The 12,366-nt window shown below is 71.5% G+C and carries 13 protein-coding genes; 2 read left to right on the top strand and 11 right to left on the bottom strand.

From position 1 onward, the window contains the following. Positions 1–171 precede the first annotated feature (171 nt). Positions 172–858, top strand: a complete 687-nt coding sequence (locus ACFC1I_RS00530; RefSeq protein ID WP_376005762.1) for a GntR family transcriptional regulator — start codon at positions 172–174, stop codon at positions 856–858. A gap of 29 nt (positions 859–887) precedes the next feature. Here ACFC1I_RS00530 and ACFC1I_RS00525 read toward each other — a convergent pair whose 3' ends face one another. The 11 genes from ACFC1I_RS00525 to ACFC1I_RS00475 form a co-directional block, all read right to left on the bottom strand. Beyond that, positions 888–1,706, bottom strand: coding sequence for an SDR family NAD(P)-dependent oxidoreductase (locus ACFC1I_RS00525; protein WP_376005761.1), 819 nt, complete (start codon positions 1,704–1,706; stop codon positions 888–890). Continuing rightward, on the bottom strand, positions 1,703–2,911 hold the full coding sequence (locus ACFC1I_RS00520) for a cytochrome P450 (protein WP_376005759.1): 1,209 nt from the start codon (positions 2,909–2,911) through the stop codon (positions 1,703–1,705). Before ACFC1I_RS00520 ends, ACFC1I_RS00525 begins: the two co-directional genes overlap by 4 nt. A 57-nt stretch (positions 2,912–2,968) precedes the next feature. Continuing rightward, positions 2,969–4,090 carry an NAD(P)H-dependent flavin oxidoreductase gene (locus ACFC1I_RS00515; protein WP_376005757.1) on the bottom strand — a complete coding sequence of 374 codons (1,122 nt, stop codon included), beginning with the start codon at positions 4,088–4,090 and terminating at the stop codon, positions 2,969–2,971. Between the two features lie 99 nt (positions 4,091–4,189). Continuing rightward, positions 4,190–4,990 (bottom strand): enoyl-CoA hydratase/isomerase family protein, encoded by an 801-nt coding sequence (locus ACFC1I_RS00510; protein ID WP_376005756.1) that lies wholly within the window; start codon positions 4,988–4,990, stop codon positions 4,190–4,192. Beyond that, positions 4,987–5,763, bottom strand: coding sequence for an enoyl-CoA hydratase/isomerase family protein (locus ACFC1I_RS00505; protein WP_376005755.1), 777 nt, complete (start codon positions 5,761–5,763; stop codon positions 4,987–4,989). The genes ACFC1I_RS00510 and ACFC1I_RS00505 overlap by 4 nt, the downstream gene beginning before the upstream one ends. Next, positions 5,763–6,920, bottom strand: a complete 1,158-nt coding sequence (locus ACFC1I_RS00500; protein ID WP_376005753.1) for an acetyl-CoA acetyltransferase — start codon at positions 6,918–6,920, stop codon at positions 5,763–5,765. Before ACFC1I_RS00500 ends, ACFC1I_RS00505 begins: the two co-directional genes overlap by 1 nt. Further along, the gene (locus tag ACFC1I_RS00495; protein ID WP_376005751.1) at positions 6,917–7,312 is read right to left on the bottom strand and encodes a Zn-ribbon domain-containing OB-fold protein; all 396 of its coding nucleotides are present in this window, start codon (positions 7,310–7,312) and stop codon (positions 6,917–6,919) included. Before ACFC1I_RS00495 ends, ACFC1I_RS00500 begins: the two co-directional genes overlap by 4 nt. Next, entirely contained in the window at positions 7,309–7,701 is a 393-nt protein-coding gene (locus ACFC1I_RS00490) for a MaoC/PaaZ C-terminal domain-containing protein (protein WP_376005750.1), read from the bottom strand. The genes ACFC1I_RS00495 and ACFC1I_RS00490 overlap by 4 nt, the downstream gene beginning before the upstream one ends. Next, positions 7,698–8,159, bottom strand: coding sequence for a MaoC family dehydratase N-terminal domain-containing protein (locus ACFC1I_RS00485; RefSeq protein ID WP_376005748.1), 462 nt, complete (start codon positions 8,157–8,159; stop codon positions 7,698–7,700). Before ACFC1I_RS00485 ends, ACFC1I_RS00490 begins: the two co-directional genes overlap by 4 nt. Further along, complete coding sequence (locus ACFC1I_RS00480; RefSeq protein WP_376005746.1) at positions 8,156–10,270, bottom strand: acetate--CoA ligase family protein; 2,115 nt, start codon at positions 10,268–10,270, stop codon at positions 8,156–8,158. The genes ACFC1I_RS00485 and ACFC1I_RS00480 overlap by 4 nt, the downstream gene beginning before the upstream one ends. Beyond that, the gene (locus tag ACFC1I_RS00475; protein WP_376005744.1) at positions 10,267–11,031 is read right to left on the bottom strand and encodes an SDR family NAD(P)-dependent oxidoreductase; all 765 of its coding nucleotides are present in this window, start codon (positions 11,029–11,031) and stop codon (positions 10,267–10,269) included. Before ACFC1I_RS00475 ends, ACFC1I_RS00480 begins: the two co-directional genes overlap by 4 nt. A gap of 297 nt (positions 11,032–11,328) precedes the next feature. On the opposite strand from ACFC1I_RS00475, the gene ACFC1I_RS00470 reads away from it, so the two are divergent. Further along, positions 11,329–12,366 (top strand): acyl-CoA dehydrogenase family protein, encoded by a 1,038-nt coding sequence (locus tag ACFC1I_RS00470; RefSeq protein ID WP_376005743.1) that lies wholly within the window; start codon positions 11,329–11,331, stop codon positions 12,364–12,366.

The following is a 12,366-nucleotide window of genomic DNA, read 5'->3' as shown; positions in this document are numbered from 1 at the left end:
CTCTCTGTGGTCGTGGGTGAGAAAAATATATCTGATCAATCATCGAATGTGAACGCGTTTTTGGAGTAGCGCGCGCTAGCACACTCTTCGCGAGAGCGCTACCTGGTTTTCCACGGATGCGTTGCTATCGTTCTCCCAGACAGCATTCGATACCTGATCAAGGAACGACCGATGCCCACAACCCACGCACGGCTCGATCGCCCGGCGGCACGACCCAAGCTCGCCGACGAAGTAGCCGACTCGCTCCGCCAGGCGATCCTGCAAGGCGCGTACGAGAAGGACGCGAAGCTCGGCATGGAGGAACTCGCCGAGGAACTCGGCGTCAGCATCATGCCCGTCCGCGAGGCGCTCATCGCGCTGAGCAACGAGGGACTGGTCAACGCGGAGCCTCGCCGCGGCTTCCGCGCGAACCCGCTCACGCAGGCGGACCTCGACGACATCTTCCAGATCCAGGCGCAGCTCGGCGGCGTTCTCGCCGCCCGCGCCGCCCGCGAGGCCACCCCCGAAGACGTCGAGACGCTGCGCCGGCTGCACGCCGAGCTCGAAGAGGCGAGCAAGCTGCCCGAGGGCGAAGAGCGCGCCGCGCAGCTCGAGCAGCTCAACGGCGCATTCCACCGCCACATCAACAAGATCCCCACGGGCGACCGCCTGCGGTGGTTCCTGCGCCTGACGAACCGCTTCGTCCGCCGCGACCTGTTCGACTCCGTCCCCGGCATGACCGAGGGCGCCTTGCGGGATCACCCCGCGATCATCGACGCGATCGCCGCGGGCGACGCCGAGGCCGCGCGCCACCTCATGGAGGCGCACTTCATCCAGGGCTCCGACCTGGTCGGCTACACCCTGCCCGGCACCGAGTAGTCAGCGAGCCGGCGTCTCGCCGCGCCGGCTCACCAGCCGCGGCCGCCGTTGCAGTGGATCACGGCGCCCGTCGTGTATGACGCGGCATCCGACGCGAGATACAGCACCGCGGCCGAGACCTCTTCGGGAGCGCCGATCCGCCCCATCGGGATGCCGCCGCTCTCGAGCAGCGCCCGGCCGTAGGCGAATCGCGGCTGCCCGTCCTCGGTGACGATCCCCGGGCACACGGCGTTCACGCGGATGAGTGGACCGCATTCCTCGGCGAGATGGCGCGTGAGCATCCACAGCGCCGCCTTGCTCGACGAATAGGCGGGCAAGCCGGCAGTGGTGCGGAACGCGGCACCCGACAGGACATTGATGACGGATGCTGCACGCCCGGCCTCGATCGACGGCTTGAGGAGCCGCCCGGTCAGCTCGAGCGGTCCGAACAGGTTGGTGTCGAACACCTCCTGGAAGACCTGCCGCGGGATGTCGAACGTGTGCAGGTCGCGTGTCGCACCCGTGAGGTGGGCGTTGTTGACCAGCACGTCGACCGTCTCGAAGCGCTGGAGGACGGCATCCGAGATCCGTTCCGGACCGTCCGCCGCCGAGACGTCGCCGACGACGGTGACGACCTCGCCCGCCGGCACCAGCTCGAGGAGGCCAGCGTGCGCGGCGGCGAGCTGCTCCTCCTTGCGGCCGGTGATCGCGACGCGGGCGCCCGCCTGCAGCATTGCCGCCGCGATCTCGAGCCCGATGTTCTTCGAGCCGCCCGAGATCACGGCGACGCGCCCGTCGAGCCGGAACGCGTCGGGGGCGAGGCCGCGGGGCTGATGGATGCCGGCGATGCCGGCCGAGATGTCGCTCATGCCGTGCGGCTCGTCACGGGGAGGTGCTCGATGGCCTCCGACATCGTGTCCTTCTGCGAGACCGGCTCGCCCGCGACCCGCAGGTCGGGGAAGCGGCGGAAGAGGGCAGAGAGCGACACCTGCAGCTCGAGGCGGGCGAGGGGCGCACCCAGGCACGCGTGCACGCCGTAGCTCAGGGTGAGATGCGGGTTGTTCTCGCGGGTGACGTCGAGGTCGAGCGGTCGCTCGAACACGCTGTCGTCGTGGTTCGCGGCGTTGCGGTTGACCAGCACGATCTCGTCCTTCTCGATCGTGATGTCACCGATCTCGATGTCTTCGAGCGCGACGAACGGCATGCCGATGTTGCGCACGCCGCTGCCGACCGACTGGCGGCCGTGGCGCAGCAGCTCCTCGACGACGGGCACCACGTGCCCGTCGATGTCTTCGCGGAAGTAGGCCAGCTGCGACGGGTGGCGCAGCAGCGCGAGCGCGCCGTTGCCGATGAAGTTCGCGGTGTTGTCGAACCCGGCCACCAGGATCAGCATCGCAATTGAGATCATCTCGTCGTCGGTGAGCGTGCCCTCCCCCTCGGGGATGTTCGCGAGCGCCGACAGCAGGTCGTCGCCGTCACCGCCGCGCTTGCGCGCGATCTCGCTGCGCAGGTACGCGACGCACTCCGCCTCGACCGCGGCCACCTCGGCCGAGCCCTGCGCGGCGCCGGTGCCGAAGAGCACCTGGTTCCAGCGGAGGAAGTCGGGGGCCATCGTGCGGTCGGCGCCGAGCACGCGAGTCAGCGCGAAGATCGGCACCGGGACGGCGTACTCCTCGACGAGGTCGAAGTCCTCGCCGCGCGCGGCGATCTCGTCGAGCAGCCGCTCGCATTCGACCTCGATCTCGGCCTGGAGCGCGCGGATCTGGCGCGGCGCGAACCACTTGCCCACCGAGCGGCGAAGCCGCGCGTGCTCGGGGTCGTCCTTGAACAGCAGCGTGCGCGTGAGGTACTCGGGGAACTTCGCCTTGTACGGGATGTCGGCCTGGGCGACGAGCGGCTCGCGGCCCACGCGCGGGTCGGCGAGCAGCTGACGCGCCAGCTCGTGGCTGAGGACCATCCACACGTCGCCGCCGGTCGGCACCGAGACGCGCGCCAGCGGCGCCTCGTCGAGGATCGCCTTGGCCTCTTCGGTGGTGGTCGGGGTGTCGTACACGGCACGCTGGGTCGACGTCATCGTCACTCCTGTCTCTGGGCGGGAGCCGGACGCCGCCGCCGCGGTGGGTTCTGCGGCTCAGGCCATCAGTTCGTCGCGCAGCGACGCGAGGCGCTCGAGCGTCTCGGCGTACTCCTCGACGATCTCGAGGATGATCTGGTTGCACGACTTGATCGCGTTCATGCGGCTGACGCCCTGGCCGACGGGACCGCCGACGAGCTCCCACACACCCGCGCGCCGGGCGCGGTCGGTGTACTCGGAGTAGAGCATCTGCTGCAGCGGCATCGGAAGGTTGCCGGGGCTGCTCGGGCCGTCCCACGCGTCGGTCCACGGCGTGCGGATCTGGCGGTTGTACTTGCCCGTCTGCGACTTGGAGCGCACGGTGTCGCTCGAGTTCATCTCGAGCATGTGCTCCTTGACGCGCTGGTCGGTGGACGACTCCTGCGACGTGAGCCAGATCGAGCCCGTCCAGATGCCCTCGGCGCCGAGCGCCATCACGGCCGCCATCTGGCGGCCCGTGGCGATGCCGCCCGCGGCGAGCACGGGGGTGCCTCCGGCGGCGTCGACGACGTCGGGGGTGAGCACCATCGAGCCGATGTCGCCGGTGTGCGCGGCGGCCTCGTACGACTGGGCGATGTAGACGTCGATGCCGGTGCCGGCGCTCTTGGCGATGTGCTCGGGCTTGCCGACGAGCGCGCCGACCTTGGCGCCCTTCGCGTGGGCGCGCTCGATCGTCTCCACCGGCGGGGCGCCCAGTCCGCTCACCAGGAACGGGATGTCGTGGGCGAAGACGGCCTCCAGCTGCGCGGCGCCGTACGACGCGCTCAGGCCCTTGGCGCCGAAGCGGCGCGCCGCGTCCTGCGGCACGGGCACGTGGTACTGATCCATGAGGGCCTCGGCGAACGCCCGGTGGCCCTCGGGGATGAGCTTGTCGAGGTCCTCGACGAGGCTCTCGGTGTCGGTGAGACCCTGCTCGCGGTCGGCGGTCTTGGCCGGCATGACGACGTCGACGCCGAACGGCACGTCGCCGCACTGCTCCTTGAGCCAGGCGATCTCGACGTCGATCTCCTCCGGCGACATCGCCACGACGCCGAGGACGCCCATGCCGCCGGCCTTCGACACGGCGGCGACGACGTCGCGGCAGTGGCTGAAGGCGAAGATCGGGTACTCGATGCCGAAGTCACGACTGAGCTTGTTCATCTGCGGTACATCCTCGGAACGCTGAGAGGGAGATTTGATATTCGATCATAATCGCTGGATGCGGCGGCCTCAAGCCCGTGGGCTCAGCGAGGCCGGCGGTCAGCGACCTTCGAAGCCGGGGGTGCGCTTCTCCATGAAGGCGGCGGTCGCCTCGCGATGGTCGTCCGACAGGAACGTCACGGCCTCGCTCCACAGCCCGTGGTCGAGGACGAGCTCGACCTTCTCGCGGACGATGCGGTTCAGCGTCGACTTCGTACCCTGCACCGCGAGCGGCGCGAGGGCGGCGAGCTTGTCGACGACGGCACGCGCCTCGTCGTCGACGGCGTCTGCGGCGACGGCACGGTAGACCAGCCCCCACTCCGCGGCGAGGGCGCCGGTGACCCGCTCCCCCGTCAACAGGTGGAACCGCGCACGGCCGAGGCCCGCCAGGAGAGGCCACATCACCGCGCCGCCGTCGCCGGCGACGACGCCGATGTTCACGTGCGTGTCGGCGAGCACCGCGTCGTCGGCGGCGATCACGACGTCGGAGAAGAGCGCGATCGTCGCGCCGAGCCCCATCGCGTACCCCCGCACCGCGGCGACGATGGGCTGCGGCACGGCCAGCAGCGCGTCGACGAGCTCGCGGCCGCCCATGACGGCCAGCGCGCGCTCGGCGGCCGTGGGCGGCACCTCCGGCGTCTGGAAGTCGGCGACGTCGGCGCCCGAGCAGAACGACCGGCCCTCGCCCCGCAGGAGGACGACCCGCACGGCCTTGTCGTGCCGGGCCCGCTCGAGGGCGGCGACGAACTCGCGGTGCATCCGGCCGGTGACGGCGTTGTGCCGCGCCGGGCGGTTGAACGAGATCGTCATCACCCCGTCGGCGACATCCACCAGGACGGGCTGCTCCTCGGCGTCGGTCACGGCTTCTCCTTCTCCGGGGTCTTCGACCCCATGCTCTCGACGGCGCGGGCGCGCGCGGCCGCGCGCTCGGGGTCGGACACCGCGAGCTGCTGCAGCTCGACCTCGAGGTCGAGATTCGCCGCGAGCAGGCGACGGCCCTCGGCCCACAGCATCCGTTTCGTCAATCCGTAGGCTCGCCCCGGCGCGGACGCGAGCCGGCGTGCGAGGTCGATCGCGGCGGGCAGCGGCTCGTCGATGACGGCCTCGTACACACCGCGCGCGAGCGCCTGGTCGGCGGTCAGGGGCTCGCCGCCGGCGAGCCAGCGCAGCGCCTGGGCCTCGCCGAGCACGCGCGCCGCGAGGTAGCCGACGCCCGAGTCCGGGACGAGGCCGATGGTCGCGAACGCCGGCACGAGCTTGGCCGCGGGTGCGCCGATGCGCGCGTCGGCCGCGAGCAGCAGCGCGAGCCCTGCCCCGGCGGCGGGCCCGTTGACGGCGGCGACCACCGGCTTCTCGAGCGCCGTGAGCGCGAGCACCATCGGGTGGTAGGTCGCGCGCAGGCTCTCGCGGGCGACGTCGCCGGTACGCGTGTCGCGGAGGTCGGCGCCCGCGCAGAAGCCGCGGCCGGCGCCGGTGACGACGACGGCGCGCACGTCGGGCTGCGCGGCGCGGGTGAACGTGCGGGTGAGCTCGTACGAGAGCGCCACGGACAGCGCGTTCATCGCCGTGGGGCGGTTGAGGGTCACCACGAGGACGCCGTCCTCGAGGCTCGTCAGCACGATGTCGTCGCTCATCAGCGCTCCGCCGAGAGGATCGCGGTGACCTGGCTCGACAGCTGGCCGCCGTTGCCGTGCGCGAGGGCGGTCGTCACGCCGGCCACCTGGCGCTCGCCCGCCTCGCCGCGCACCTGACGCACAGCCTCGATGAGGGCGAAGATGCCGTACATGCCCGGGTGGCAGAACGAGAGGCCGCCGCCGTTGGTGTTGACCGGCAGAGCACCGCCGGGCGCGATGCGCCCGCCCTCGACGAAGGCACCGCCCTCGCCCTTCGCGCAGAAGCCGAGGTCTTCGAGGAAGAGGATCGGGTTGATCGTGAAGGCGTCGTACAGCTGCAGCACGTCGATGTCGGCGGGCGTCAGGCCCGCCATCTCGAACGCCCGCTCGCCCGACTCGCGTGCCGAGGTCGTGGTGAGGTCGGGCATCTGCGAGATCGACCGGTGCGAATGCGCCTCGCCGGCGCCGAGCACGTACACGGGCGCCTTCGCGCGGTCGGTGTACGCGTCGGCGCGCGTCATCACGATGGCGCCGCCGCCGTCGGTCACGAGGCAGCAGTCGAGCGTCGTGAAGGGGGTCGCCACGACCCGTGCCGAGAGCACGTCGTCGATCGTGAGCGGATCGCGCTTGAACGCCTTGGGGTTCAGCTGCGCCCAGCGCCGGGCCGACACGGCGACCTCGGCGAGCTGCTCGCGGGTCGTGCCGAACTCGTGCATGTGGCGGGCGGCGGCCAGCGCGTAGCCGGTCACCGGATGCACCGGGCGCGCGGGCGCTTCGTAGTTCGGAAGCTCGGGCGGGTACGGCACGCGTCCGGGCCGCCGCGCGTCGGTGCGCGCCGTGCTGCCGTACGCGATGACGGCGACGTTGCACGCGCCCGCCTGGAGCGCGAGGGCGGCGTGGTGCACGTGGCTGACGAACGAGCTGCCGCCGATCATCGTGCCGTCGGTGAACGACGGGGCGATGCCGAGGTACTCGCCGACGTCGAGGTTCGACATCGCGCGGCCGCCGACCGCGGTGAACAGGCCGTCCACCTCGGACTTCGCGATGCCGGCGTCGGCGAGCGCGCCTGCCACCGCCTCGCCGACGAGGTCGAGCGGGTAGCGGTCGGGCCCGACCTCGCCGAGCTGGGACTCGGCCACGCCGCGGATGACCGCGGCGCCGCGCAGCGCGTGCGTCATCGCGGCCCCTCCTCGGCGAACACGAAGCGGGGCTCGCCCTCGGGGACGCCGGCATCGACCGAGCCGCGCACGCGCGAGCCGATCACGTAGTCGCCGGTGTCGTCGGTCGCCGACCCCATGACGCGGAACCCCTCGTCGAGGTCGACGAGCAGCACGTAGCGGCCACCACCTTCGCGGCCCGGCAGGAACGTCTGCGAGTACACCGTGCCGAGTCCGGCGCTGTCGCGCCACTCGAGTTCGACCGACCCGCAGTGCGGGCACAGCACGCGCGGGTAGAACACCGCGCGCTCGCACGACGAGCAGTACTGGAACGGGATGCGTCCCTCGGCCCGGCGCGCCGCGAACGCGGCCCACGGAGCGGGCTCGGCGGGCGCGAGATCGGCGGCGCTCATCGGGCCGCCTCCGCGGTGCCGGTGATGACGACGCGCCGCTCGGCGCCTCCTGCAGCCGCCTCGACGGTCACCTCGAAGGAACGGAGAGTGGATGCCGCGGCATCCGTCTCCCGCACCGTCACGCTGATCGTGTCACCGGGCCACACCTGACCGACGTAGCGCACCGCGAAGCGCCGCAGTGCGAGCGGTCCGACCGCCTCGGCCAGCGCCGCGCCGGCGAGGCCCGCGGTGTAGAGACCGTGCGCGAAGACCGACGGGTAGCCAGCCGCCTGCGCGAAGCCCTCGTCGTGGTGGATCGGGTTGAAGTCGCCGCCGGCGCCGGCGTAGCGGACCAGGTCGGTGCGGGTGACCGGGCCGAAGTCCTTCTGCAGGACGATCCCGGCGCTCATGCGCCGACCTCGTCGACGGCGCCGAACTGGATGATGTTCGACGTGTACCGCTGCACGACTTCACCGTCGCGCGAGAAGTCGGTGCGCACGCGGATGACCGCCATGGGCCCGCGGCTCCCCTGCTTCTCGACGACCGACTCGACGGAGGTGACCGCCTCGAGCTCGTCGCCGGCGACGACGGGCGCGAGGTACTCCCACTCTCCCCCGCCGGCCAGCACCCGCTTGAGGTCGAGGCCCAGCGCGGGCGACGACTCGGGACCTGCCCAGTGCGCACTCGCGGTGCTGAACGTCGGCGGCGCGAGGACGCCCGACAGGCCCGCGTCGGCGGCTGCGGCGGCGTCCCGGAACAGCGGGTCGGTCGCCTGCACGGCGCGGGCGAACTCGGCCACCTTGCCCTCCTCGACGACGAAGCGGAACGGCTGGGCGGCCGTGCCGACGAGCTCGGTGAGCCGGCTCACGACGCGTCGCCTCCGCGGTCGAACACGACGAGGGCGTCGGCGGCGACCGCGCGTCCGTCGTGGACGCGCACCGGGTTGACATCGATCTCGGCGATCTCGGGGACGTCGACGGCGAGGCGGCCGACGGCGACCGCCGTGCGCGCGAGCTCCGAGAGTTCGGCGTCGTCGAGCCCGCGGGCGGCCGAGGTGATGCGGCCGTCGAGCAGGCCCGCGATCGTGCGGACTGCCATCTCGTGCGAGAACGGCGCGTGCAGCAGCACCGCGGCGGCCATGATCTCGACGGCGACGCCGCCGAGACCCACCGCGACGACCGGGCCGAAGACCGGGTCGCGGCGCATGCCCACCGTGAGCTCGAGGCGTGCCGGCACCATCTCCTGTGCGAGCACGCCGACGATCTCGGCGTGCGGCGCCTTGCGACCGACCTCGGCGAGCATGTCGGCGGTGGCGGCCGTCACGTCGTCGGCGCGCACGCCGAGCCGGATCGCGCCGTACTCGGTCTTGTGCGGCAGGTCGTAGCTCATCGCCTTGAGGGCGACGGGAGCGGCGAGCTCGGCGGCGAAGGCCGCAGCATCCGTCGCCTCCCCCACGAGCCGTTCCCGCGTGACGGCCACGCCGTACTCGGCGAGAAGCGCCTTCGCGTCGTGCTCGAGCATCGTCGAGCGGCCCTCGGCCGGCGCCAGCAGGCGGGCGAGGTCGCCCGGCGCCGAACCCGCGGCTCCGGGCTCATCCAGCGGCGCGCGCTGCGAGTGCCGGGCAACCGCCGAGAGCGAGCGCATCAGGCGGTTCGGATCGAGGTACATCGGCACGCCCGCTGCCTGGAACTTGTCCATGTACCCCGTGGTCAGCACGAAGAACGGCTTGTCGGTCGACTGGTAGGTCTCGACGATGCGGTCGTTCGAGGGATAGTCGCCCTGCCACGTGACGACGGCCATGCAGTCGAACGTGTCGAGGTCGCGCACGGCGTCGAGCACGAGGCCGAACGAGTGCGGCGAGGCGGTTCCCTGCGCCGTGATGTCGACGGGGTTCTCGATGCTGCCGTAGAAGGGCTGCGGCATGACCGCGGCGATGCGCTCGACGGCGTCGGCCGGCGGAGGCGGAACGTCCAGACCCGAGGAGGCCGCGGCATCCGTCAGCAGCACACCCGCGCCGCCCGAGGCCGTGATGATCCCGACGTCGCCGCGGGGCGCGCGGCGTCCGTCCTGGAACGCCAGGCCGAGGTCGATCAGCTCCTCCATGGAGTACGCGATGTGGATGCCGTACTGCCGGCACACCGCATCGAGCACGTCCGCCGAGCCGGTGACCGACGCGGTGTGGCTCATCGCGGCGCGCGCGGCCTCCTCGGTGCGGCCGGCCTTCAGCAGCGCGATCGGCTTGTCGAGCTCGTGGGCGCGACGCGCGGCGCGGATGAGGGTCTCGGGCTCCTTCAGCGACTCGCTGAAGACGAGCACCGTGCCGACCTCGTCGCGTTCGACGAGGTGCTCGACGGCGTGCGCGAGCACGACGCCCGCCTCGTTGCCGGTCGAGACGAAGTAGCCGAGTCGGATGCCGGCGCGCAGCGACGCGTTGGTGAGGTACGACGCGAAGCCGCCGCTCTGCGAGACGAGCGCGACCGGGCCGGGCTCGGGGAGCTTGACCGCGCCCGACATGGCGAAGTTCGCCATCACGCCCTCGTGGAGGTTCATGAAGCCGATGCAGTTCGGCCCGAGCACCTTGATGCCCGTCGACGCGATGATGTCGGCGAGCTCGGCCTGGCGCGCGATGCCCTCCGGGCCCGACTCCGAGAAGCCCGAGCTCAGCAGCGTCACGCCGCCGACGCCCTTGGCCGCGAGACGCGCCACGGTGGGCACGGCCTGTTCGGCCGGCACCGCGACGACCGCCATGTCGACGCCGTCGGGCAGCGCGTCGACGTCGGCGACGACCGGCAGTCCCGCGAGCACGTCGGCGCGGGGGTTGACCGGGTAGATCTCGCCCGCGAACAGCCGGGAGATGTTGTCGAGGAGCTGCGTGCCGATGCGGCCCGGCTTGTCGGAGGCGCCGACGACCGCGATCGAGCGCGGCGACAGCAGGCGCGTCAGGTCGGACGCGGTCACGGTCAGGGCATCGGCGCTCATCGGACCATCATCGATCCGCCGTCGACCGACAGCACCTGACCCGTCATGTAGCTGGACGCCGAGCTCGCGAGGAAGAGGTATGCCGGGGCGATCTCGTCGGGCTCCGCGAAGCGGCGCAGCGTGCTCTTGGACGGGTCGGCGCCGAACTTCGGGTCGGTCATGACGGTGCGCGTCATGTCGGTGAGCGCCGCCGGTGCGACGGCATTCACGAGGATGTTGTAGCGGCCCAGCTCCTTCGCGGCACTGCGCATGAGTCCGAGCATGCCCGACTTCGCGGCGGCGTAGTTGACCTGTCCGATCGACCCGTTCTGCGCGGTCGACGACGACGTGAAGATGATGCGCCCGCCGCCGGCCTCGATCATGGGCTCGACGACCTCCTTGAGCCAGTAGAATGAGGCGTTGAGGTGGACATTCACCACCTGCTCCCACTGCTCGTCGGTCATCTTGCGGATCATCGCGGGGCGGGTGATGCCGGCGTTGCTGACCAGCACGCGGATGGGGCCGAGCTTCTCGGTCACGGTTGCGACCGCGGCGCGGACGCTCTCGCGGTCGGCGACGTCGCACGTGACGGCGACCGCGCGGCCGCCGGCGGCCTCGATCTCGCCCACGACCGCCTGGGCGGCGGGCTCCTGGACGTCGATGACGGCGACGTGCGCGCCCTGTGCGGCGAAGGCGAGGGCGATCGAGCGGCCGATGCCCTGCGCTGCACCGGTGATGGCGACTACAGTGCCCTCGAACTCTGACGGGGACCACGGACTCATGGGGGCAGCTCCTTCGATGCTGAATCCGATTCGGGTGGAATCGAGCAGTTCATTCGTAGTCCGTGCGGTGCTACAGTGTCAAATACTTGATCAGAAATCTGGAACGCCGGTATGGGACGAAATACATCCTGAACAGGCATATTACGTGACAGAGGTCGACGGCTGACTGCCGATCCCACGCGGGTCGCAGCATCCATCCCCTCCCGTGATCCAGAACCTCACTCATGACGAAGCCGCTTCAGAGATGAACCGGATTCATGCAACGATCACAGTCCGGCACACGCACGAAGGAGTCGCATGCAGGCCCTCATCGACGAGACGCAGCAGGAGTTCCGCGAACTCGCGGACGACATCGCCGCGTCCATCGGGATCGCGAACCCGTCCGACATCGACGGCGCCGATCCCCTGGCGGGATGGAGCACCCTGCAGTCCGCAGGACTCCTCGAGCTGCGCGAGCGCACCGACGGCGCGCCTCTCGCCGGCGGTGTCGAGATCGCACTGCTGTCGCAGGCGCTCGGCGCGGCCCTCTCCCCCGCCCCGTACCTGGCCGGCGGCGCCCTGGCCGTGGACCTCATCAGCCGCTCCGGTGACACCGGCGCGTGGCTGCCGGGACTCCTCGCCGGCACCGACCACTACAGCCTTCTGCTCGATGCGGGCCTCGACGCGCTCGGCGGCACCGGCGGTGAGAACGGCGTGCTGTGGGGCGCCTCCCGCGAGTCGGGCTTCGCCCTGACGGTGCTCCGCGACGACGACGGCGGCACGTTCGTGGCGCGCCGGCCGATCGCCGGCGCCCGCAGGCTCGACTCGATCTCCCTCACGAACGAGCTCTGGGAGCCGGCCGGTGACGGCGAATGGGAGCGCGGCGGGCGCGTGTCGCCCGAGGATCTCGACCGCTTCACCGCGCTCGCGCTCACCGGGCTCGCCGCCGACACCGCGGGGACCCTCCGCGCGGCGCTCGCGGGCGTCGTGGAGTACTCGAAGCAGCGCATCGCCTACGGCGTGCACATCGGCTCGTTCCAGGCCGTGCAGCACATCGCCGCCGAGGCGCACGTGGCCATCGAGGCGATCGCCGCCGCGGTGAACTACGCGGCCTGGTCGGTCGACGAGCTCGACGCCGGCGAGGCTCTGCTCGCCGCGCGGACCGCGAAGGCGGTCGCCGCCCGCAACGGCCGGCCTACCGCCGAGGCCGTCATGCAGCTGTACGGCGGCATCGGCCAGACCTGGGAGCACATCGCCCACTTCTACACGCGCCGCGCCATCTTCGACTCCGTGCTGTTCGGCGGCGAAGAGGCCCAGCTGCGCGCGATCGCCGACGCACGACTCGGAGGAGAGTGA

This window comes from Microbacterium sp. NPDC056044 (assembly GCF_042267145.1).
Taxonomy (GTDB): Bacteria; Actinomycetota; Actinomycetes; order Actinomycetales; family Microbacteriaceae; genus Microbacterium.
This window is presented reverse-complemented; position numbering and strand designations above follow the sequence as displayed.